The sequence below is a fragment of the Coleofasciculus sp. D1-CHI-01 genome (assembly GCF_040218875.1).
Lineage (GTDB): Bacteria > Cyanobacteriota > Cyanobacteriia > Cyanobacteriales > Coleofasciculaceae > Coleofasciculus.
Window position 1 is genome coordinate 1 of record NZ_JAVJQP010000008.1, and the last position, 21,554, is coordinate 21,554.

Consider the following 21,554-nt stretch of genomic DNA (forward strand, 5'->3'; position numbering starts at 1 on the left):
TAAATGCCGAACAGCGTAGGGTAGCACAGCCAGACGTGCACCCTTGTGGTAAATGGCGTCACCGATGATGATCTAGAAGCGGTGCGACGGTTGAGGTAGGAATTGTCATGAGTGAATGCGATCGCGTGTTTATTCATGGTATACTTTTCATCGTGGGAAAATGTGCCTACCTATAGACCCCATCAACCGTAAGCCGTAGGGTGGGTTAGGCAGTATTCAATTAAGAGAACAAATCATTTAATTACCTAGGAGCCGTAACCCACCAAGTTATCGTTTCTAACCAGTGAACAAAAGATTCGGGCTTTTTCAATCACATTACAAGGATGTACCCTAACAATAGTGCAGCGAGGAACCCTTACATTACCTACATTATCAAATGCACCTGACGGATGCAGCAAGCCCATGCGATCGCTAGGTGTTGATCCAGACTCTTGGTGATAACACAGATGACACAGATTGAATCACATTCTGCTGTAAAGTCACTCTTAAATGACACAGATTGACGTTTTCAGCGATCGCACCCAAGACCCAATTGTTGCGATATCGGGTAGGATTGAGCTGATGATGGAGAAAATTGGGTTCCCAGTGAGTCTAAACTCGGTTATCTGTGTCTGTTATAATTTTTCCAAATCGGGAGAGTCGATTATGCAAATCACAGCGATTAAACGCGGTCAAACGTTAGAATTTTCAGAACGTCTGGATATTCCTGAAGGTCAAGTCGTAAGAATTGAAATTATTGATACTCCAATTAATCAGGATAAAGGCAAGTTTGGTGACAAGTTAGAGGAATTTAGGCTCAGGTATAATATTGCTGAACTAGATATTGATGTTGATGCTATTTTTGGCGATGTGCGCGATAAATCTCCGGGACGCGAGGTGAATTTGTGACACTTCGATTTTTGCTAGATAGTAATATAATATCTGAACCGATGAAGCCAAAGCCTGATGCCAGAGTTATGGCAAATTTATCCCGTTATGCTGGAGAAATGTCAACAGCAACGATAGTCTGGCACGAGCTGTTATTCGGTTTGAATCGATTACCACCATCAAGAAAGCGTCAAGCTTTAGAACAATATCTTCAGGAAGAAGTCAAAGCGAAATTACCTTTTTTTGCTTACAATGAAGCCGCCGCAGAATGGCACGCCCACGAGAGAGCGCGTTTGGTTAAACTGGGCAAAACTCCCTCGTTCGCAGATAGTCAAATTGCGGCAATTGCTAAGGTGAATCAGTTAATTTTAGTGACTAATAATGTATCCGATTATGCCAATTTTAATGAATTGCAAATCGAAAATTGGTATTTCTAAAGCCTGGTTGATTTTCTCCGGCTGATCTGCGATCGCGTGTTGGTTTATGGTATACTTTTCATCATGGGAAAATATGCCTACCTATAGACCCCATCAACCCTAAGCCGTAGGGTGGGCTCTTGCGGTATTCAATTAAGAGAACAAATCATTTAATTACCTAGGAGCCGTAACCCACCAAGTTATCGTTTCTAACCAGTGAACAAAAGATTCGGGCTTTTCCAATCACATTAAAGGATGTACCCTAACAATAGTGCAGCGAGGAGCCCCTACATTCCCTACATTATCAAATGCACCTGACGGATGCAGGAAGCTCATGGGATAGCTCTTCGAGTAGAGCTTACAGCAGCTAGCGTGTTTTTTAGGTCTAATTTTAATGGGGAGAAAATGAGTATGATTTTCATTAATCCAAAAACTGATTTTGCCTTTAAAAAAATATTTGGTTCTGAACAAAACCCAGATATTCTAATTAGTTTCCTGAATTCCCTCCTCTACGGTGGATATCCCCGCATCACCGAGTTAGAAATAATTAACCCTTATCTCGCTCCGAAGATTCAGGGAATTAAAGATACGTTTCTGGATGTAAAAGCCAAACTAACCGATGAGACAACGGTGATTATAGAGATGCAAGTCCTGAATTTATCGGGGTTTGAGAAGCGGATATTGTATAACGCTGCTAAAGCCTATTCGATTCAATTGCAACCGGGAGACGATTATACCCTATTGAATCCGGTGATTGCGTTGACGCTGACGGACTTTGAAATGTTTGAGGATTTGCCCCAAGTGATATCTAACTTTGTTCTCAAAGAAAAGAACTTGTTGACGGATTACCCGATTAATGAGTTGGAATTAGTCTTTGTCGAATTACCCAAGTTTACCAAAGAGCTGGAAGAATTAGAAACCGTAGCAGATAAATGGATATACTTTATCAAATGTGCTAGAGGATTAGAAACAATTCCAGAAACAATGGCGCAAGTACCGGAAATAAGGAAAGCGTTTGAAGTAGCCAATCAAGCGAATATGACTCGTGAAGAGTTAGAAGCGCTAGAACAGCGAGAAATGTATATTCATGATCAACGGAATGCGATTAAACTGGCGTTGAGACAGGGAATTGAACAGGGAATGGAAAAGGGTATTCAAGTGGGACGAGAACAGGGTATTCAGGAAGGAAGAGAACAGGGTATTCAGGAATCTAAAGTAGAAATGGCTAGGAAAATGATTGGGGTTGTCGATGAAGATGCGATTAGTCAAATCACTGGCTTGAGTTTAGAAGAGGTGCGACGGTTGAGGTAAAAATTGTCATGAGTGAATGCGATCGCGTGTTTATTCATGGTATACTTTTCATCATGGGAAAATATGCCTACCTATAGACCCCATCAACCCTAAGCCGTAGGGTGGGTTCTTGCGGTATTCAATTAAGAGAACAAATCATTTAATTATCTAGGAGCCGTAACCCACCAAGTTATCGTTTCTAACCAGTGAACAAAAGATTCCGGCTTTTTCGATTACATTAAAGGATGTACCCTAACAATAGTGCAGCGAGGAGCCCCTACATTACCTACATTATCAAATGCACCTGACGGATGCAGCAAGCTCATGCGATCGCTAGGTGTTGATCCAGACGCTTTGTGATAACACAGATGACACAGATTGAATCACACTCTGCTGTAGACTCACGATTAAATGACACAGATTGACACAGAAAACCGTTTCATATCTGTCTCAATCGAATCTTACGTTGATTATGTCCTCACACCTCCATCTGTGTCTGTGAAATCAGTGGGGCTAACCTCTCACATCTCCACCCCTACGGTTTCGATAAATCTGAGAAATCAGTGTTTTTTCTGGTATACTTTTCAAAATGGGAAAATGTGCCTGCCTATAGACTCGACACATAAAGTTATCAGACAAGGACACAGAAGGAGCGATCGCACCCAAAACTCGGTTGGCATCCGGGGTAGGATAGAATCTCATCGGTATTTCTCTGTAAAATCAGTGTGAGTAACACCCATCGCCCCACCCCTAACCTTTCTAGAAATCCGTGACATCAGTGTTATGAAATTTAACAATGGACAATCTATCTCCCGAAATCATTGAGAAAATTCGCCAGCAGTTTGAAAAGGCACCTTATCCGAGGGTTCCCCTCGATCAGTCTCCGAAAGATGACTTGAATGCTCTCTATATTCATAATCTAGTTACGGCTTATTATTTAAGACAGCAAAAAGTTATCGAAACCCAAGGAAAAGTTATTCTGGATGCTGGTTGTGGCAGTGGTTACAAGGCTTTGATGTTGGCTGAAGCCAATCCTGGAGCCAAAATCGTTGGCATTGATATTTCTGAAGAATCGGTTAAGCTAGCGCGACAACGGTTACAGCATCATGGCTTTGAGAATGTCGAGTTCCATGTTCTCTCAATTTATGACTTAGCCAATCTGGGTCAGGAATTTGACTATATTAATAATGATGAGGTGCTATATCTGATTCCGGATATATTTGCGGCTCTAAAGGCGATGAAGTCGGTTTTAAAGCCCCAAGGAATTATTCGCACGAATCTGCACAGTGCTATCCAGAGATCTGGTTATTTTCGCGCTCAAGAACTCTTTAAAACGATGGGTTTGATGGATGGCAACCCAGAGGAGATGGAGATAGAGGTTGCCATCGAAACGATGAAAGCCCTGAAGAATGGCGTTGAACTCAAAGCGAGGGCTTGGAATCCAAGTTATGAAACCCCTGAAGGAAGAGCAGCACTATTGTCTAATCATTTGCTGGTGGGTGATAAAGGATATACGATTCCGGAAATGTTTGCGGCTTTGAGAGAGGCAGATTTGGAATTTGTTAGTATGGTGTACTGGCGATATTGGGATGTCACAGATTTGTTTCAAGAACCGGATAATTTACCCGCTTTATGGGCGATGAGTTTACCAGAGATTGCGTTAGAAGAACGGTTGCATCTTTATGAACTTCTCCATCCCATACATAGGTTGTTGGACTTCTGGTGCGCCCATCCCAGTCAAGTAGATTTGGTAGTTCCCGTTGAGCAGTGGGAGCCGTCGGATTGGGAGAAATCACGGGTGCATCTGCATCCCCAGTTGAAGAGTGCTAAAGTGCGGGAAGATTTGCTCAAGTGCATTACTGAGCAGAAGCCGTTTGTAATCAGTAGTTATGTGACACTGCCAGCATTGGCTCCTGTGGAGATTGATAGTACGGTGGCAGCTTGTCTGCTACCTCTGTGGGATGGATCTGTGCTGGTTAAAGCTATTGTGGAACGCTGGCTGAAAATTCGACCTTTGGATCTAGTGACGTTGGCACCTGTGAGTGAACAGACGGCGTTTGATGAGGTAAAGCAACTTTTAAGGAAGCTGGAAGTCTTTCTCTACGTGCTTTTGGAGCGATAAGTTTGAGAGATATTCCTAGGGTTGAACAAAATTTTTCGGCGAGGGTGATCAGAAACGGGGCGTAGATGGGTAAGTTAGGTTCAGGAGTTAAAGTCGGACACCCCCACCCTAGAGAGGAAATATTCATGAAGACTGAACTGAAAGCTAAGTTTCTACAACACCTCAATCAAAAGAAGCAGGATCAGGGCTTCACGCTGATTGAACTGCTCGTTGTTATTATCATTATTGGTATTCTCTCTGCTATTGCGCTGCCATCCTTCTTGAACCAGGCGAACAAAGCGAAGGAGTCGGAAGCGAAACAGTACACGGGTTCTATGAATCGCTCTCAACAAGCTTACTACCTGGAGAAATCAGATTTTGTAGTTACAACCACTGACATCGGCAAATTAGGTCTTGGTATTTCGACTCAAACTACCAATTACAATTACCAGATTGACGCACCAGCAGCAGCAGCAGATGGTAGTACTCACACGGCTGTCGCTAATATTGGTGAACCAATCAAGCAGGTACTCAGAGCGTATGTAGGAGGCGTAGGAGTAGCAACCACTACGGATACCAGTGAGACGACAACCTTAGCTGTGTTGTGTCAGGGACAGACACCTCCGTCAGCTAATGGTCCCACAGGTGATCTTACTGCCGTGACGTTTGATCCCCAGCAGGCACCCGAATGTGAGCCGGATACCTATGAAAACTTAGATGGTTAGGAGAAGAGAAACTATTGTTATGAGGGGTTTTGCCAAACTGAGTTAGACATTTTTTTGGAGTGGGTAAATGATTATACCCACTCTGTTTTATAAAGATGATAGGTTAAGAAAATAATAGCTGATGAATCCTCCATCTTCTTTAACTAATCTGAGTAACTGGCAGGAGCAAGCTGAGCAATATTTGATTAAGGGAAACTACAGTAAAGCAGCAAACCTGTATGAACAAGCCATTGAAGCCGAACCAGATGTCAAGTCTCATTACTGGAATTTAGGTTTGATGTTGCTGTTGCAGGGGCAGGAAGCAGAAGCCCAAACAACTTGGTTTTTAGCAATAGCGGAAGGTGAATCAGAAAACGTTGATTTATGGACAGCTGAGCTACTTCAAGTTCTACAAACTGAAGCTGAGCGGCAAGAAGAGCGTGGAGATTTTTCGCTGGCTTGGGCAATTCGTCAGCATATCCGGGAAATCAACCCAAATGACATCAATAATCTGTTGCAGATTATTCAACTTTCTATCAAGCTGGAGACGTTTACTGGAGATGAATTAAAGTCTCTAGGAGTTATAGAGATTCTCCAGTCAGAAACACAGGTGAAAGTTGACTCTGATTTATTGCTTCAGGTGCTGAAAAATGGCTTAAAGCACGCACCCCTTCACCCCTTACTGCTAGAATTCGTGGAAGCTTGTCTTCCTCATGTGGATGATGCTTATGCTTTTACTTATATTGTAATTGATGCAGCTATAGATATTGCTTATTTTATCAAGCAACCCGGAGTAGCCGCACGGCTGGCTGAGCTATGCCTGAATGTAGATGCCAATCGTTTAGAGGTAATGATGAGTCTGGCATCCTTTTATCAAAATGCGACCCTATATGACAAAGGCATAGAAACAGCTAAATTATGTTTTTCAGAAGCACAGACATTACCCGCAAAAGTTTATACAAGCCACATTCTTCTGCGAGCCTTAATGAATGCTGGTGGATATTGGCAAGAATCTCTTTCTGTTTTTCAACAGCACGAATTGTTATTATCGGAGCTAATTCAGGAAAAACCGCTTAATATTAGTCAAGGTTATGTCCTAGGCTTATTTTGTTCGACTTTCTTTCTATGTTATTTTAAAGATAATGCAAAAAGTAATCGCTTAATTCATAATCAAGTCGCTCAAATTTGCCAAAATAATCTAGAAATTTATGCGAATGAACAATCAGTACGATACCGCCAAGGTTTATTACTCAATAAAAAGAAGAATATTTCTCCTAAACCATTAAGAATTGGATATTTGTCTAGTTGCTTAGGGAGACATTCTGTTGGTTGGTTAGCTAGATGGATATTTCAGTATTATGATCGTGATCGCTTTCAAGTCTATACCTATGCTGTGACAAATGAATTCATAAATAATGCTTTAGAAGAATGGTATATTAATCAAGTATTCAAAGCTCACCGATTAGGAAAAGATAGTATAAAGATAGCTGACCAAATTTACCAAGATGAAATTGATATTTTGGTAGATCTCGATAGCCGCACAGCCGATGTTAGCTGCGAAGTAATGGGGCTGAAACCTGCCCCTGTTCAAGTCACTTGGTTGGGTTGGGATGCTTCGGGATTACCCTCAATTGACTATTTCATTGCTGATCCTTACGTTTTACCCGATTCCGCGCAGGATTACTACACAGAAAAAATCTGGCGATTACCTCAAACTTATATAGCCGTTGATGGTTTTGAAGTGGGTGTACCTAGCATAAGGCGTGATCAGTTAGATATTCCTAGTGATGCAGTTGTATATCTTAGCGCACAGAGAGGTTACAAGCGTCATGCTGATACAGTACGATGGCAGATGAAAATTATCAAAGAAGTGCCGAATAGCTACTTTCTGATTAAAGGTTTAGCAGATCAGGAATCACTTCAAAGACTTTTTCAACAGATTGCAGAAGAAGAAGGAATAAACGGTAATCGCCTGCGTTTTCTGCCAATGGTTCCTTCAGAGGAAATTCATAGAGCCAACTTGGGTATTGCAGATGTGGTACTTGATACCTATCCCTATAATGGAGCAACGACAACTCTAGAAACTCTTTGGATGTGTATTCCTATAGTAACGCGAGTTGGTGAACAATTTGCCGCTCGTAACAGTTACACAATGATGATGAATGTGGGTGTAAAAGAAGGCATTGCCTGGACTGATGAGGAATATATAGAATGGGGTATTCGCTTAGGTAAAGACGCTGCCCTGCGGCAACAAATATCTTGGAAACTCCGGCAATCAAAGCACACATCTCCCCTCTGGAATGGCAAACAATTCACCCGCGAAATGGAAAAAGCTTATGAGCAGATGTGGGCAAATTATGTGGAAGGGAATAAATAGATTGATGAGTCATGAAGGCTACCGCCGTCAATATCCAAATTCCCCAACGTGCAAAACGTCTATCAAGTAAAATCTGAGTAAAAGAAAAAGCAGGGGAGACACTCTTATGATTTAATCAAACACTTGTCTTCATTCAAGGTGAATATCGCAGTGGATATTAACATCCAAAAAGAAGAATTTAGCTATGCCTATATTTATGCCATTGCTGCAACCGCAGGTTGTGCCGTTCAGAGAACAACCACACCCCTAGATCGACTCGGTGTAGACCTAATCATCACAGGCATTAATAATCAAGATATAATAGACTTCCCTCTCCTCTATGTTCAAGTCAAATGTACGTCCAGACAAGTCCTGACTGATAACGCTATCAGATATCCTCTCTCCGTCAAAAACTATGAAGAATTAAGAATCCGCGATCGCTATCCTCCCTTAATCTTAATTGTCGTCATCGTCCCAGACCAAGTAAATGACTGGTTAAATCAATCCGAAGCTGAACTCTGCCTCAAGCGTTGCGCTTACTGGATATCTTTAGCAGGTAAAGCACCAACCCAGAATCAAGAAACCATCACCGTTTATATACCCAGAGAAAATATATTCACTGCCAATGTACTTAAAACCATGATGCAGCGCATTACAGTAGGAGAACGGTTATGAATGTAACAGTTAAAGATATTGAATTACTCAAAGCCATACATCCCCAACAGGTAGCAACTTACCTCCAGGCAAAGGGTTGGCAACAAAAGCAGCAGATACCAGATCAGGCAATAATTTGGCTCAAAGACAAAGAATCCCACGGGCAATTTAACCTTGTCTTACCCCTAAATCCAGACGTTCCTGATTTTCCCGTTTCCATGAACCTTCTGCTGGAAACTCTTGCCAAAGCAGAAGAACGTTCCCAACTTGATATTCTCAATGATTTAATCATTAAACTTTCCAATAGAATTATTCAGGGAGTGGTTATGCAAATTAACTCGCCTAACCCCGATAAGCTCAGCGGAGAAATCACACTAATTAGTGTGATTTTTGATAAATTTTGTAAAATCAAAGCAGAGTTATTTGATCATGACTATATTAAAGCGATTAAAGCCTATCAAGAACGCTTACCTGTATCCTGTATAGGGGACTTAATCAAGGAAGGTAACGTCTTTATTCTTAATAATACTCGCAATTTTACCATAGATGAAGCCTGGAAAAATTAACCGTGGAGACATTCTAGTGATTGAATCCAAAAAATCATCTTCATTCAAAGTGAATATCGAATTGAATAACAAAGAAGTCGAACAAGCCATTTTAAGACTGGAATATTTGGACACTATATATAATCTCGAATACTAGCAACAATAGGTAACGAATCTAACCCTTGTTGCACCAGTTCAGGAAACTGAGAAAGACTTTCTAGAATAGTGTTAGCAAAATTATAATTAGTATCTGTGCCATATTGAAGAGTTAAATACTCTAGTAACTCCAAGGCATAATCTGAAAAATTCATAATGTCAGCGATGCAAGCTAACTTGAAAATTTGCTCAGGTGTTTTTAAAGGTATACTGCTATCCTCTCCTATCAAATCCCGAAAGTAATATGCATCAGCCCAGAGTAATTGTCCAGGATGAACCGAGGATTGAATTGGTGATCTAGCCCGAATACGGTAAGCCTTAGAGAGATCAAACAAAGTAAAATCCTGTTTCCTCAAAAAAGTATCTACATCAGCAAACAGAGGTTGATTGAGATACAAGCTGGAAAACTCAACTTCAACTTGAACCGCTAAAATACTACGTTCTAATATCCAACGCGCTCCCTCTAATACCTGAAATTCTGCACCTTGAACATCAATTTGCAGAAAATCAATTTCATTGATTCCTTCCTTTTGACAAAAAGCATCTAACGTTGTTGTCTCAATTCCTATAGTAAAATCTAAGTTAACTAATTCTGGTAGCCCTGCAAACCTTGCTAAATAAGGTTCATTAGGAGGATATAGGGAACTACACATCGGATGTTGAGTGACATAGAGTGTAGATTCTCCTACAGAGTTTCCCAGTGCTAAAGGAATGTGTTTTTCTGTCCAATTCACCTGTCGCGCTTCCAGATCAGCATTTGCTGCATCACAAGCATCCACATCAGCATCAAAGCCGTAAATAGTCAAGTGAGGCGCAAAAATACCCCATCCTTGACTCGCATAGTCATCATCAACTCCCACTTTCCGAGAGCCGATATTACATAGAGTTATATGAATCTGATCCAGATGACCACTTTTCTTTAAGCTTGAAAGAAATACCGACATTTAATCATCCTCTATTAGCACTTTATAAAAAAATATGATAATTTGGGGAACGCTAACGCTAACTATTTACTTCAAAGTTTTCTTATCAACCATGGCAATTAGGTTTAGCATTCCGGCTAAATCTTCGGTCGATTCTATAGGAAGTAACTGCTCCAAGAAAGGTTTATACTGAAATAGCTGATACCCTCTATCTCTGAGAAAATTAGCCACAGCCACGTTAGCGCCTTGACTCCCCGCAATATTCTCATACATGATACAAGGTTGGAATTCGGTTAAAATCCGGCTACTTCCCTCTAAAACCTTAAGCTCATGCCCTTCTGCATCAATTTTCAACAAATCAACCTGATTGATATCTTCTTCCTCAATCAAACTATCCAGCGTAAAGCAGCGCACCTCCTCAAACATTCCTGGCTGCATCCTTTCCCCCTCCCCCTCAACAATCTGATTCAGTTCATTCGCCCCTTGCAACGCCAACCGAGCCGTACCCTGGTGATCACTCGCCGCACCTGCACAAACTTTCACCCAATCTAACTGATTAACTTTACAGGTTTCTTGCAAACAACGCACACACCCAGAAAACGGCTCAACCGCTAGCACACGCCCTTCTGCTCCTACCCTGAGCGCCGCACTAAACGTATAAACCCCCACATTCGCCCCCACATCAATAACCGTCATCCCCGGTTTAATCCAACTCCGCCAAAACTCCATTTCCTTCTCAAACCAATCTCCCTCGGTAATCAGCACACTGGTAACAATACTGCGTAAACTAGGCTCTACAGCTAACAAAAGCTGATTTTCAAAGGGAACATAACTAACGTGACTCTCTTGTGCCAACCGAGTCCAATACAACTCTAACCCCTGTGACGTTCCCTGGCTCAACTGAGTACCAATCCTGCGCCATACCCTAGCACTCTCCATCTGTCCTAAATCTCGATAAGCCAAATAGAGCGCTTGTAAAATATTACCCCGTTCTGGCTCCAGCTTTCTCGCCCGATGTAAATAAAACAATCCTTCCTGTTGATTATTCGTCAAACTGGAAATCCCCAGCTTTAAATTAACCGCAGCCGATTCAGGATAAAGTTGAGCCGCTAAATGGAGAAATCGCAGTCCAGCAACATTGTAAAAAACCAGAACTGAATAACACAAAACCTCACTTAATAGCCGCAGGGATTGAGTATAACCATTCTCAGTTCCGAGAATTTCCGCCAGCTTTTCCCCGCGACTATCGATACAATGATTACCATGAGGCAAATAAACTATCCCTGAATCAATGGACTCCTCAACATAAGCAGGCATTAAACATTGGATAAACGTAGAAAACGCCATCTGCATTCCCTGTCCCGTTTCTCCAGTCATCCCATAAACCAGAGCCAGATGAGCCGCACAAAGGGGATGTCCAGACAACTCCACTCCCCGATTCAACGCCTCAACCGCCATCTCAAAATACAGCAAACGCACCGAAGCATCCTGGCTTTGTTCCGCTTCAATCAACGCCACAACCGCAACATTATTCAACTCAACAGCCGATGTCGGCTCATCCCAATCCGTCTTTTCCAGACTAGCCGTTACATAAAATAACGCGGCTGAATCCAGGGTCAGACCGATACGTTTAAGATAGTTCCAATAGGAATCAATCGGATGAAAAGAAGAGTCCATAAAAAGTTAATTTATAGTACGTTTCCCTATATCCCATCGCCAAGGGGAGTCTACACCTAACTTTACCCCAATTTCAACATAATCTGCCGAATCCGGACAGTGCGCCTGTTCTATACCCCTCAACCAAGATGGTGCGATCGCAGGTTAAGACCATTTCCGTCAATTGTATTGGGCGCAAGGGTTTAAGCCGAGGGCGACCCGATCCAATGGAGTGGATTGGAGTTGTTCATTGATGCAGGCGGGTCGCCCCTACAAGGATCACCTGTTCCCTCCCCTTCAAGGGGAGGGTTAGGGAGGGGTCAGATCAAGGTATTATCTGCTGATAAAAAGCCTCCAAACCAGCCACACAAAGCCTATCCTCATAAAGATAGTCAAGTCGCTGTGCCATACGTTCCCCGATTTCCCGTCGCCAAGCCGAGTCTACACCCAACCTTACCGCAATTTCCACATAATCTACCTCATTCTCAGCAATTGTCTGTGTCACCCCCAGCATTTTCAGAAAGCTATACGAATGACGACCCCGCATAAATTCCCCAGGACAGGTAACAATAGGTAGACAACAGGCGATCGCCTCTAACGTTGTATTCCCTCCAGACCAACAAAATGTATCCAGGTAAACATCGGAAAGTAAGTTGATCATTAAATAGTCTAGCCGTTCGGGAATAGCACGAAACACACAATACTCTTCACTCCTCAAACCTACTTTGGCAAAAGCCCGATTTAAGCGCGGCTTCAGTAAATCACCCCGCAGAAACAAAAACTGAGCCTGAGGAACCCGACGGGCAATTTCCGCCAAGATCCAATCATATTGAGGCAGATATTTAAACGGCGCTTGACAACACAAATAAATAACCGCATCCTCCCGAAGCTGAAAATCTGAACGGGACTTAACTCGTGGCGGAATATAGGGTTTAGGATAAGCCACGCCAATATTTGGCAAACGAATCAACCTCTCCGAATAATGATCTTGTGCTTTTTCCGGTTCCATTAACTCACTCGACAAAAAGTAATCAATCGTCGGTAATCCTGTCGTAACCGGATGACCCCAAGCGACACACTGCACGGGGACTAATCGTAGACTCCCCATTTGCCTAATTTGCGGGTCCATCCCAATTTCTGGAAAGACGAGAATATGAAGTTGATCCCGAATGATTTGTTCACAAACGTTTTCGAGATTACCAGGACTATGGTAAAATACATCACTATAGTTTTGGAACTGTTGGGTAACCGCATCCGGCGTATTGCCCGTATAGTAACAATAGATCTCAAAGCGGGTGCGATCGCAATAACGCAACCAGCCTGTTAACCAAAGAGTTCCACTGTAAGCGTGAAGATAAGCGGAAACGTAACCAATCCGAATTTTATCATTTGCCCGAAGCGGTGGTATAGAGACAAGAACTACCCATTGCGGATAGTTTGCTGCCATAATTTTATGGACTAATTCTCCATACTGAGATTGCAGTTCTCGATCATTTTGAGCTTGATAGGGCAAATAAAAGTTCGTCAGGCTACCTATCCCTACCAGAGCATTCTTTTGATTTTCATAGGTTTCTAGAGAGGTTTCCTGAATTAATGCTTGTAGTCCTCTGATAAATTCTTGTCGATAGCCAGCCATTTCCGCTTGATTATCATAGATTATAGGTAAAAGCAAGTATTTCAGGATTTTAAACCTATAATTACTAGGAAATAATTCTGAAGCAATCTTCGCCCGGTTTCTTGCCTCTTGAATACGACCCATGGCGTGCAAATTCATGATTAACGAGAAATGCAGCTTACCTTCTTTTGGGTACAATTCAATTCCTTGAGTAAGAAAGCTAATCGCTGCATCAGTCAGCCGTAAATATCTCAAACATTCACTCAACCGCCAATACAGTTCTGCATCTCCAAGCCCAACTGCCAGAATTTTTTCATAGCACTCCCTAGCCGCTTGCCATTTTCCCTGTTGAAATAACCCATCCCCCAATTCCTGCAAAAAAAATCTAGCATCTTTCTGACTCAAGCTTGCCAAATCATAGGCAGGAATAGATTCAGCGTGAGCGTGGGAAATTGCCAACTGATTTTCACACTCCAAAACCAGTCTAGCTTGAATATGAGGCAAAAGAGCCTGCCACTCACTACAACTCAGCTTGCCCGTGAGTACAATTTCCGCACCTTCAGTAACCTGGAAATCTTCTGCCATCAAAAGATGCATTGTCACACCAGACAAAAACAGTTCAGCATCAGCTTGAGCAATGGTACTTGTATCAATCAACAACGTGATATACCGACTCGCCAGATGAGTCGCACTCATCCTTACCACTTGTTGTAAATCACGTTCTAAGAACTCCTCAGGTTGAGTCCAATCGGGAAAGAGAACGAAATTGATATCGTTGAGGTTAATCAATGGTGATTGCTGTCCTTGCGACCCTATCGACTTCCAGACTATCAACCGAGGCACTCTCTTTAACTTACCCACTTCTGTACCTAAAGCGATCATCTGACTTAAGCAAGGGTGCAAGCTGGGGTTGTCCATGCGCCAATGACAAACGGTGCGATCGCAGGTTGTTTCCATTTCCGTCAATTGTATTGGGCGCAAAGGTTTAAGCCGAGGGCGACCCGATCCAATTAAATGGATTGGAGTTGTTCATTGATGTAGGCGGGTCGCCCCTACAAGGATCGCTTGTTTCCTTCCGGTCAATTCAATCGTGCGATTCACGGTCAATCAGAGATTAGACCGTGAGGCTTCTCGCCGATAAAGCTAAAATATGAATTAACCATGACTTAGGGATGGACAATGGCTCCTGCTACTGATATTCACCAAAAAGCGATCGCGCTGATTGGACAGCTACCTCAGGACAAATTAATAGCAGTTGTGCAGCTATTGGAATTTTTAGCGCAGCCGCCTCAGTCGAGTACAGTTAGTCCCCAGGAAGCCCAATTGCTTGAGGTGATAGAGAGCCATATCTCTGAAGAGGAACAAGTACATCTAAACACATTACGCGATCGCTGTGAATGGGGTGAACTGAGCGAAGCGGAATATCAGGAACTTATTGGTTACGAAGACTTGCTAGAGGAGAAGCGAGTAAAACGATTAGAAGCCCTGATCCAACTCGCGCAGATTAGGAATATTGACCTAATCCGCTTAAACCAACAAATTCAGTTGACATCCCAACCTTCCCATGCCATCTGACTATGAACGAATCCCCACAGCACTGAGACAGGAAATCGCTCAACGGGCGAAGCATCGATGCGAATACTGCCGTTGCCCAGATGAATTCTCTCCTGATAGCTTTACCGTTGATCATATTAAGCCTCGGCAACTAGGCGGAGCAACCACTACTGAAAATCTAGCCTGGGCGTGTTTCGGCTGTAATGGTCGTAAATACACCCGCACTGTTTATCCTGACCCACAGACTGGACAAGAGATTGCCCTATTCAATCCTCGTCAGCAGAATTGGACAGAGCATTTTGATTGGAGTGAAGATTTAACTCAACTACTCGGTCCAACCCCCTGCGGTCGTGCAACCATCGCAGCACTTGCACTCAACCGTCCGGGAGTCGTAAATCTTCGACGTCTACTTATCTTAGCCGGACTGCATCCACCGAATCAGTGAACAGAAAGAATCCAAAAGCTTACTATGTAATTATTCATTGATGAGGTGCATCTCGCCCCTAGCAGGATCGCCTGTTTCCTTCCGGTCAATTCAATCGTGCGATCGCCTCCGGCACTGCGCTCCGCGCAATCGCAGCCTTATTCCCAGCAAGCGCCAATCTTGTTCCCTCCCCTTGAAGGGGAGGGTTAGGAAGAGGTCAGATCAAGGTATTGCTTTGTTGATTAAGTAAAGGGCGACCCGATGCAATTGAAGGGATTGGAGTTATTCATTGATGCAAGCGGGTCGCCCCTACAAGGATCGCTTGTTTCCTTCCGGTCAATTCAATCGTGCGATCGCCTGTTCGGTTCCAGTTAATTCAATCGTGCGATCGCTCCTGTTTCCTATTCCCATCAATTTTATCGGGCGCACGTCAATAGCCCCTACCCCCGGACGACAAACAGTGCGATCGCCTTTTCCCTTCCGGTCAATTCCATGGTGCGATTGCCTCCCTTCTGCGCTCCGCGCGATCGCAGCCTGGTTCCCAGCAAGCGCCAATTTTGTTCCCTCCCCTTCGAGGGTCCGGTTAGGGAGGGGTCGCGTCAAAGTATTGGTATTGTTGATTTAGTATTGGGCGACCCGATCGAATTGAATGGATTGGGGTTGTTCATTGATGCAGGCGGGTCGCCCCTACAAGGATCGCCTGTTTCCTTCCGGTCAATTCAATCATGCGATCGCCTGTTGTGTTTGAGTCAATTGAACCGTGCGATCGCAGGTTAAGACCATTTCCGTCAATTGTATTGGGTGCAAGGGTTTGAGCCAAGGGCGACCCGATCCAATTAAATGGATTGGAGTTGTTAAGTAATGCAGGCGGGTCGCCCCTACAGGGATCGCTTGTTCTATTCCGGTCAATTCAATCATGCGATCGCCTGTTCGGTTCCGGTCAATTCCATCATGCGATCGCCTGTTCGGTTCGGGTCAATTCCATGGTGCGATCGCTTTCTTTTCCCCAACTCCGGTAAGATAGACAGCTAAACTCGTAGACTATCCCCATTTCTCAATGACTCGATTCCCCCACGACCAATTTGCCAAAGACTACCTCGACCAACTTTTATCTCCCATCGGAACCGTTGAGACAAGTCGAGATATTGCCGGGGAAGTACGAGAGGTTGATGTTTACTTCACCCCCACCTCTATCTCAAATGACTACCTCCTCTCTCTGGGACTTTTAGGACGCTTCGCCACAACCTCCGCCGTATTTGAACCCTTTCGCAACGCCGTTACCCCCAGTCAAATTCGCAGCTGTCTTTCTAAACTGTTTGACCTATATGCTGAATTGGAACGACGCGCCAGACGGGACTCTGCTTCCCTGAACCCCAGTGAACTCCCCCGACTATGGATACTTACCCCCACAGCTTCAACCCGATTACTAGCAGGATTCGGAGCCGTAAGCAACGAACAAAACTGGTTAAGTGGACTTTATTTTTTGCCAGAGTATCTCAAAACCGCCCTAGTTGTGATTCATCAACTTCCTCGCACCCCAGAAACTCTGTGGCTGAGACTTCTAGGAAAAGGCACAGTCCAACAGCAAGCCATTCAGGAAATCACCGCATTACCCGAAAACAGCCAAATGCGGCAGTCTACGCTAGAGTTATTGTATGACTTGCAAGCCAACTTACAAGCCAACCAAAACCAAAAATTAGACACAGAGGAGAGGGCGTTAATTATGGCATTAGCACCCCTATATCGGCAACAACTGGATGCAGCTCGACAACAAGCCAAGGAACAAGGGCTGCAACAAGGCATACAACAAGGCATACAACAAGGCATACAACAAGGCATACAACAAGGACAACGCCTGATTATTGAAAATCTTCTCCAGACTCGTCTGGGGCAGTTGACTCCCACCCTCGCGGCTTTAATTACTCCTTTATCGGCATTACCTCCTCAACAATTAACCCCATTTCTCCTGCAACTCTCTCAACTGGAAAACAGTGAATCAGGGATTCAACAAGCACAGCATTTCATTGTCGAAAATTTGCTGAAAATTCGATTTGGAGAATTGGACGCTCAACTTACTGCACGGGTCACTTCTTTATTAGCATTACCCCCCCAACAGTTAAGCCAACTCCTCTCGCAACTGTCTCAGCTATCCCGTGAGCAACTCCTAGGGAGATTCCCCCAAGCCAGTCCTTAAACTGTCGCCAACGACGAACCGTGCGATCGCACTCTTATCCGATTCCCGTCAATTTGATCGGGCGCACGTCAATAGCCCCTACGTGTCGGCGACAAATGTTGTGATCGCCTGTTCGATTCCGGTCAATTGAATCGTGCGATCGCTCCCTTATTCCCATTTCCGTCAATTGTATTGGGTGCAAGGGTTTGAGCCAAGGGCGACCCGATCCAATTAAATGGATTGGAGTTGTTAAGTAATGCAGGCGGGTCGCCCCTACAGGGATCGCTTGTTCTATTCGGGTCAATTCAATGGTGCGATCGCCTGTTCGGTTCCGGTCAATTCCATCATGCGATCGCCTGTTCTATTCGGGTCAATTTAATTGTGCAATCGCAGCCTGATTCCAAGCCTGCGCCAATCTTTCTTGTTCCCTCCCCTTCGAGGGTCCGGCTAGGGAGGGGTCGCGTCAAGGTATTGCTATTGTTGATTAAGTATAGAGCGATCCGATCGAATTGGATGGATTAGAGTTATTCATTGATGCAGGCGGGTCGCCCCTACCAAGATAGCCTGTTCTATTCGGGTCAATTGAATTGTGCGATCGCCTCCCTTCTGCGCTCCGCGCAATCGCAGCCTGATTCCCAGCAAGCGCCAATTTTGTTCCCTCCCCTTCAAGGGTCCGGTTAGGGAGGGGTCGCGTCAAGGTATTGCTTTGTTGATTAAGTATAGAGCGATCCGATCAAATTAAATGCATTGGAGTTGTTAATTAATACAGGAGGGTCACCCCGACAAGGATCGCCTGTTTCCTTTCCAAATGAGCGAACGGTGAGTTTTATGATTTAATCAAACAATCGTCTTCATTCAGGTACATATCGAAGTGGATAGTAACATTCAGAAAGAAGAATTTAGCTATGCCTATATTTATGCCATTGCCGCCACTGCAGGTTGTGCCGTCCAGAGAACAACCACACCCCTTGATCGACTGGGTGTAGACCTGATGATCACAGGCGTTAATAATCAAGATATAATAGACTTTCCTCTCCTCTATGTTCAGGTAAAATGTACATCTAGACAAGTCCTTACTGCTAATGCTCTCAGGTATCCTCTCTCTGTCAAAAAGTATGAAGAACTAAGAATACGCGATCGCTATCCTCCCTTAATCTTGATCATCGTTATCGTCCCTGACCAAGTGAATGACTGGTTAAATCAATCCGAAGCTGAACTTTGCCTCAAGCGTTGCGCTTACTGGATATCTTTAGCCGATCAAGCACCCACCCAGAATCAAGAAACAATCACCGTGTATATACCCAGAGACAATATATTTACTGCCAATGTCCTGAAAACGATAATGCAGCGGCTTATAGCAGGAGAACGGTTATGAATGTAACAGTTAAAGACATTGAATTACTCAAAGCCATACATCCCCAACAGGTAGCGACTTACTTACAGGCACAGGGTTGGCAACAAAAGCAGCAAATAACTGACCAGGCAATAATTTGGATGAAAGATAATCAGTCTCATGGACAATTTAACCTTGTCTTACCCCTAAATCCCGACGTTCCTGATTTTCCCGTTTCCATGAACCGGCTACTGGAAACCCTTTCCCAAGCGGAAGAATGTTCTCAACTTGATATTCTCAAAAATTTAATTAGTCAACTATCCAACCGGACGATTCAGGGAGTCGTCATGGAAATTTACTCGCCTAATCCCGACCAACTCAGCGGCAAAATTACACTGATCGGCGTGATTTTTACTCAGTTATGTAAAATCAAAACCGAGTTATTTGACCATAACTATATTCAAGCCATTAAAGCCTATCAAGAGCGCATACCTATATCCTGCACCGGGGATTTAATTAAAGAAGATAACATCTTTATCCTGAAAAATCCTCGGAATTTTACCCTAGATGAAGCCTGGAAAAATTAAAGGAGACAATTATTGCGAACAAAGGGTTGATTGAACATAATCTACCGAATCCGGACAGTGCGATCACAGGTTTCTCCTATTCCCGTCAACCTTATATGGCGCACCATCCGTGCGCCCCTACGTGCAGGCGACAAACAGTGTGATCACCTGTTGTGTTTGGGTCAATTGAAACGTGCGATCGCAGGTTAAGACCATTTCCGTCAATTGTATTGGGTGCAAGGGTTTGAGCCAATGGCGACCCGATCCAATTAAATGGATTGGAGTTGTTAAGTAACGCAGGCGGGTCGCCCCTACAGGGATCGCTTGTTCTATTCCGGTCAATTGAATCGTGCGATTGCCTCCCTTCTGCGCTCGGCGCAATCGCGAAATTTCTCCAACTCCGGTAAGATAGACAGCTACATTCGTAGACTATCCCCATTCCCCAATGACTCGATTCCCTCACGACCAATTCGCTTGCATACTTTCTCGACCAACTCTTATCCCCCATCGGAACTGTTGAGACGAGTCGAGACATTGCTGGGGAAGTGCGAGAGGTTGACGTTTACTTCACCCCCACTTCTGTCTCAAGTGACTACCAAACCACCCTGGGACTGTTAGGACGCCTAGCCACAAAACCTGCCGTTTTTGAACCCTTTCGTAACGCCGTTACCCCCAGTCAAATCCGTAGTTGTCTGTCTAAACTGTTTGACCTACATTCAGAATTAGAACGACGCGCCCGACGGGAAAATACCTCCATTAACGATAGTGAACTCCCCCAGTTGTGGATTCTCACTCCCACCGCTTCAAGCCGATTATTAGCAGGATTTAGAGCCATAAACGATGAACCTAATTGGCTAGAGGGAATCTACTTCATGGGAGAATCATTCAAAACAGCCATCGTCGTCATCCACCAACTCCCCCGTACCCCAGAAACTCTATGGTTAAGGCTTCTGGGAAAAGGTAGAGTCCAACAGCAAGCGATTGAGGAAATCAGCGCATTACCAGAAAACCATCCATTGCGTCAATCTGCGCTAGATTTATTGTATAACTTGCAAATGAACTTACAAACCCATCAAAACTTAGGTAAACAGGAGAGGGAGTTAATTATGGCATTAGCACCCCTATTTCGGCAACAACTCGACGCCGAGCGGCAACGAGGCATAGAACAAGGCATACAGCAAGGTATGCAACGAGGCATAGAACAAGGCATACAGCAAGGCATAGAACAAGGCATACAGCAAGGACAACGGCTGACTATCGAAAACCTCCTCCAGACTCGTCTGGGACAGTTAACTCCCACCCTCGCGGCTTTAATTACTCCCTTATCAGCATTACCCCCTCAGCAATTAACTCCATTTCTCCTGCAATTATCTCAACTTGAAAACAGTGAATCAGGCATTCAACAAGCACAGCATTTCATTGTCGAAAATTTGCTGAAAATTCGATTGGGAGAATTGGATGAGCAACTCACCGCACGGGTCCCTTCTTTATTAGCATTACCCCCCCAACAGTTAAGCCAATACCTCTTGCAATTATCTCAGGTATCCCGTGAGCAACTCCTCGCTCGATTTCCTATAGCCAGTCCTTAAATCGGCATCAATGACGAACCGAACCGTGCGATCGCCTGTTTCCTTCCGGTCAATTCCATCATGCGATCGCCTTTTCCCTTCCAGTCAATTCCATGGTGCGATCGCAGGTTCCATTCCGGTCAATTTAGCCGTTGTTGTTCCCTCCCCTTAGCAAGGGGAGGGTTAGGGAGGGGTTAAATCAAGGTATTGCTTTGTTGATTTAGTATTGGGCGACCCGATCCAATAGAAGGGATTGGAGTTATTCATTGATGCAGATGGGTCGCCCCGACAAGGATCGCCTGTTCGGTTCCGGTCAATTGAATCATGCGATCGCGCCAAGCTTATCAGCCAGCGCCAATCTTGTTCCCTCCCCTTCGAGGGTCCGGTTAGGGAGGGGTCGCGTCAAGGTATTGCTATTGTTGATTTAGTATTGGGCGACCCGATCCAATTAAATGGATTGGGGTTGTTCATTGATGCAGGCGGGTCGCCCCTACCAAGATCGCCTGTTCGGTTCTAGTCAATTGAATTGTGCGATCGCCTGTTCGGTTCCGGTCAATTCCATCATGCGATCGCCTGTTCGGTTAGGTCAATTCCATCGTGCGATCGCGCCAAGCTGATCAGCCAGTCATACTACCCAGTTTTCCCAAGTCAAG

24 protein-coding genes are annotated in these 21,554 nt (G+C 44.2%); 17 read left to right on the forward strand and 7 right to left on the reverse strand.

What is annotated here, in order from left to right; genetic code table 11:
- Positions 1–489 precede the first annotated feature (489 nt).
- From RIB93_RS01090 to RIB93_RS01100, 3 genes are all read left to right on the forward strand, one after another.
- On the forward strand, positions 490–888 hold the full coding sequence (locus tag RIB93_RS01090; protein ID WP_446369461.1) for a hypothetical protein: 399 nt from the start codon (positions 490–492) through the stop codon (positions 886–888).
- Positions 885–1,304, forward strand: coding sequence for a PIN domain-containing protein (locus RIB93_RS01095; protein WP_446369463.1), 420 nt, complete (start codon positions 885–887; stop codon positions 1,302–1,304). Before RIB93_RS01090 ends, RIB93_RS01095 begins: the two co-directional genes overlap by 4 nt.
- A 390-nt stretch (positions 1,305–1,694) precedes the next feature.
- Complete coding sequence (locus RIB93_RS01100; protein ID WP_446369616.1) at positions 1,695–2,594, forward strand: Rpn family recombination-promoting nuclease/putative transposase; 900 nt, start codon at positions 1,695–1,697, stop codon at positions 2,592–2,594.
- A gap of 492 nt (positions 2,595–3,086) precedes the next feature.
- On the opposite strand, the gene RIB93_RS01105 is transcribed toward RIB93_RS01100, so the two are convergent.
- Positions 3,087–3,275, reverse strand: a complete 189-nt coding sequence (locus RIB93_RS01105) for a hypothetical protein (protein WP_446369465.1) — start codon at positions 3,273–3,275, stop codon at positions 3,087–3,089.
- 94 nt (positions 3,276–3,369) lie between these two features.
- Here RIB93_RS01105 and RIB93_RS01110 point away from each other — a divergent pair, with 94 nt between their 5' ends.
- From RIB93_RS01110 to RIB93_RS01130, 5 genes are all read left to right on the forward strand, one after another.
- On the forward strand, positions 3,370–4,695 hold the full coding sequence (locus tag RIB93_RS01110; protein ID WP_446369467.1) for a methyltransferase domain-containing protein: 1,326 nt from the start codon (positions 3,370–3,372) through the stop codon (positions 4,693–4,695).
- A 125-nt stretch (positions 4,696–4,820) separates the two neighbouring features.
- Positions 4,821–5,399, forward strand: coding sequence for a type IV pilin-like G/H family protein (locus RIB93_RS01115; protein WP_446369469.1), 579 nt, complete (start codon positions 4,821–4,823; stop codon positions 5,397–5,399).
- 121 nt (positions 5,400–5,520) lie between these two features.
- Positions 5,521–7,755, forward strand: coding sequence for an O-linked N-acetylglucosamine transferase, SPINDLY family protein (locus tag RIB93_RS01120; protein WP_446369471.1), 2,235 nt, complete (start codon positions 5,521–5,523; stop codon positions 7,753–7,755).
- Positions 7,756–7,905: 150 nt separating this feature from the next.
- Positions 7,906–8,409 (forward strand): DUF4365 domain-containing protein, encoded by a 504-nt coding sequence (locus tag RIB93_RS01125; protein WP_446369473.1) that lies wholly within the window; start codon positions 7,906–7,908, stop codon positions 8,407–8,409.
- The gene (locus RIB93_RS01130; protein ID WP_446369475.1) at positions 8,406–8,954 is read left to right on the forward strand and encodes a hypothetical protein; all 549 of its coding nucleotides are present in this window, start codon (positions 8,406–8,408) and stop codon (positions 8,952–8,954) included. The genes RIB93_RS01125 and RIB93_RS01130 overlap by 4 nt, the downstream gene beginning before the upstream one ends.
- Positions 8,955–9,067: 113 nt before the next feature.
- Here RIB93_RS01130 and RIB93_RS01135 read toward each other — a convergent pair whose 3' ends face one another.
- The 3 genes from RIB93_RS01135 to RIB93_RS01145 form a co-directional block, all read right to left on the reverse strand.
- Positions 9,068–10,033: an FkbM family methyltransferase gene (locus RIB93_RS01135; RefSeq protein WP_446369477.1), complete on the reverse strand. Its 966-nt coding sequence runs from the start codon at positions 10,031–10,033 to the stop codon at positions 9,068–9,070.
- Between the two features lie 66 nt (positions 10,034–10,099).
- Complete coding sequence (locus tag RIB93_RS01140) at positions 10,100–11,689, reverse strand: FkbM family methyltransferase (protein ID WP_446369479.1); 1,590 nt, start codon at positions 11,687–11,689, stop codon at positions 10,100–10,102.
- 304 nt (positions 11,690–11,993) lie between these two features.
- Entirely contained in the window at positions 11,994–13,652 is a 1,659-nt protein-coding gene (locus RIB93_RS01145) for an O-linked N-acetylglucosamine transferase, SPINDLY family protein (RefSeq protein ID WP_446369618.1), read from the reverse strand.
- Between the two features lie 810 nt (positions 13,653–14,462).
- Between RIB93_RS01145 and RIB93_RS01150 the strand changes: the two genes are divergently transcribed.
- Both RIB93_RS01150 and RIB93_RS01155 read left to right on the forward strand, forming a co-directional pair.
- Positions 14,463–14,858 carry a hypothetical protein gene (locus RIB93_RS01150; protein WP_446369481.1) on the forward strand — a complete coding sequence of 132 codons (396 nt, stop codon included), beginning with the start codon at positions 14,463–14,465 and terminating at the stop codon, positions 14,856–14,858.
- A complete protein-coding gene (locus RIB93_RS01155; protein WP_446369483.1) occupies positions 14,848–15,282 on the forward strand; it encodes an HNH endonuclease in 435 nt (144 codons plus the stop codon). Before RIB93_RS01150 ends, RIB93_RS01155 begins: the two co-directional genes overlap by 11 nt.
- Before the next feature lie 315 nt (positions 15,283–15,597).
- Here the strand turns inward: RIB93_RS01155 and RIB93_RS01160 are convergent, their stop codons facing one another.
- Positions 15,598–15,816: a hypothetical protein gene (locus RIB93_RS01160; protein ID WP_446369485.1), complete on the reverse strand. Its 219-nt coding sequence runs from the start codon at positions 15,814–15,816 to the stop codon at positions 15,598–15,600.
- A 168-nt stretch (positions 15,817–15,984) separates the two neighbouring features.
- Positions 15,985–16,179, reverse strand: a complete 195-nt coding sequence (locus RIB93_RS01165) for a hypothetical protein (protein WP_446369487.1) — start codon at positions 16,177–16,179, stop codon at positions 15,985–15,987.
- Between the two features lie 139 nt (positions 16,180–16,318).
- Between RIB93_RS01165 and RIB93_RS01170 the strand changes: the two genes are divergently transcribed.
- The 4 genes from RIB93_RS01170 (at position 16,319) to RIB93_RS01185 (ending at position 19,354) form a co-directional block, all read left to right on the forward strand.
- A complete protein-coding gene (locus RIB93_RS01170; protein WP_446369489.1) occupies positions 16,319–17,455 on the forward strand; it encodes a flagellar assembly protein H in 1,137 nt (378 codons plus the stop codon).
- Positions 17,456–17,690: 235 nt separating this feature from the next.
- A complete protein-coding gene (locus RIB93_RS01175) occupies positions 17,691–17,813 on the forward strand; it encodes a hypothetical protein (RefSeq protein ID WP_446369491.1) in 123 nt (40 codons plus the stop codon).
- Between the two features lie 492 nt (positions 17,814–18,305).
- Positions 18,306–18,809, forward strand: a complete 504-nt coding sequence (locus RIB93_RS01180; protein WP_446369493.1) for a DUF4365 domain-containing protein — start codon at positions 18,306–18,308, stop codon at positions 18,807–18,809.
- Positions 18,806–19,354, forward strand: a complete 549-nt coding sequence (locus tag RIB93_RS01185; RefSeq protein WP_446369495.1) for a hypothetical protein — start codon at positions 18,806–18,808, stop codon at positions 19,352–19,354. Before RIB93_RS01180 ends, RIB93_RS01185 begins: the two co-directional genes overlap by 4 nt.
- A gap of 117 nt (positions 19,355–19,471) precedes the next feature.
- Here RIB93_RS01185 and RIB93_RS01190 read toward each other — a convergent pair whose 3' ends face one another.
- Positions 19,472–19,714: a hypothetical protein gene (locus RIB93_RS01190; RefSeq protein ID WP_446369497.1), complete on the reverse strand. Its 243-nt coding sequence runs from the start codon at positions 19,712–19,714 to the stop codon at positions 19,472–19,474.
- A gap of 164 nt (positions 19,715–19,878) precedes the next feature.
- On the opposite strand from RIB93_RS01190, the gene RIB93_RS01195 reads away from it, so the two are divergent.
- From RIB93_RS01195 to RIB93_RS01205, 3 genes are all read left to right on the forward strand, one after another.
- A complete protein-coding gene (locus RIB93_RS01195; RefSeq protein ID WP_446369499.1) occupies positions 19,879–20,922 on the forward strand; it encodes a flagellar assembly protein H in 1,044 nt (347 codons plus the stop codon).
- Positions 20,923–20,932: 10 nt separating this feature from the next.
- Positions 20,933–21,073: a hypothetical protein gene (locus RIB93_RS01200; RefSeq protein ID WP_446369501.1), complete on the forward strand. Its 141-nt coding sequence runs from the start codon at positions 20,933–20,935 to the stop codon at positions 21,071–21,073.
- 280 nt (positions 21,074–21,353) lie between these two features.
- A complete protein-coding gene (locus tag RIB93_RS01205) occupies positions 21,354–21,518 on the forward strand; it encodes a hypothetical protein (RefSeq protein WP_446369503.1) in 165 nt (54 codons plus the stop codon).
- Positions 21,519–21,554: the final 36 nt, after the last annotated feature.

Bases quoted from the DNA above. Each gene is read 5' to 3' on its own strand.
- RIB93_RS01115 (WP_446369469.1), top strand. From the start codon at position 4,821: ATGAAGACTGAACTGAAAGCTAAGTTTCTACAACACCTCAATCAAAAG.
- RIB93_RS01120 (WP_446369471.1), top strand. From the start codon at position 5,521: ATGAATCCTCCATCTTCTTTAACTAATCTGAGTAACTGGCAGGAGCAA.
- RIB93_RS01090 (WP_446369461.1), top strand. From the start codon at position 490: ATGACACAGATTGACGTTTTCAGCGATCGCACCCAAGACCCAATTGTT.
- RIB93_RS01100 (WP_446369616.1), top strand. From the start codon at position 1,695: ATGATTTTCATTAATCCAAAAACTGATTTTGCCTTTAAAAAAATATTT.
- RIB93_RS01110 (WP_446369467.1), top strand. From the start codon at position 3,370: ATGGACAATCTATCTCCCGAAATCATTGAGAAAATTCGCCAGCAGTTT.
- RIB93_RS01155 (WP_446369483.1), top strand. From the start codon at position 14,848: ATGCCATCTGACTATGAACGAATCCCCACAGCACTGAGACAGGAAATC.
- RIB93_RS01130 (WP_446369475.1), top strand. From the start codon at position 8,406: ATGAATGTAACAGTTAAAGATATTGAATTACTCAAAGCCATACATCCC.
- RIB93_RS01165 (WP_446369487.1), bottom strand. From the start codon at position 16,179: ATGATTGAATTGACCGGAATAGAACAAGCGATCCCTGTAGGGGCGACC.
- RIB93_RS01200 (WP_446369501.1), top strand. From the start codon at position 20,933: ATGACGAACCGAACCGTGCGATCGCCTGTTTCCTTCCGGTCAATTCCA.
- RIB93_RS01170 (WP_446369489.1), top strand. From the start codon at position 16,319: ATGACTCGATTCCCCCACGACCAATTTGCCAAAGACTACCTCGACCAA.
- RIB93_RS01205 (WP_446369503.1), top strand. From the start codon at position 21,354: ATGGATTGGGGTTGTTCATTGATGCAGGCGGGTCGCCCCTACCAAGAT.
- RIB93_RS01175 (WP_446369491.1), top strand. From the start codon at position 17,691: ATGCAGGCGGGTCGCCCCTACAGGGATCGCTTGTTCTATTCGGGTCAA.
- RIB93_RS01105 (WP_446369465.1), bottom strand. From the start codon at position 3,275: ATGAGATTCTATCCTACCCCGGATGCCAACCGAGTTTTGGGTGCGATC.
- RIB93_RS01140 (WP_446369479.1), bottom strand. From the start codon at position 11,689: ATGGACTCTTCTTTTCATCCGATTGATTCCTATTGGAACTATCTTAAA.
- RIB93_RS01135 (WP_446369477.1), bottom strand. From the start codon at position 10,033: ATGTCGGTATTTCTTTCAAGCTTAAAGAAAAGTGGTCATCTGGATCAG.
- RIB93_RS01185 (WP_446369495.1), top strand. From the start codon at position 18,806: ATGAATGTAACAGTTAAAGACATTGAATTACTCAAAGCCATACATCCC.
- RIB93_RS01150 (WP_446369481.1), top strand. From the start codon at position 14,463: ATGGCTCCTGCTACTGATATTCACCAAAAAGCGATCGCGCTGATTGGA.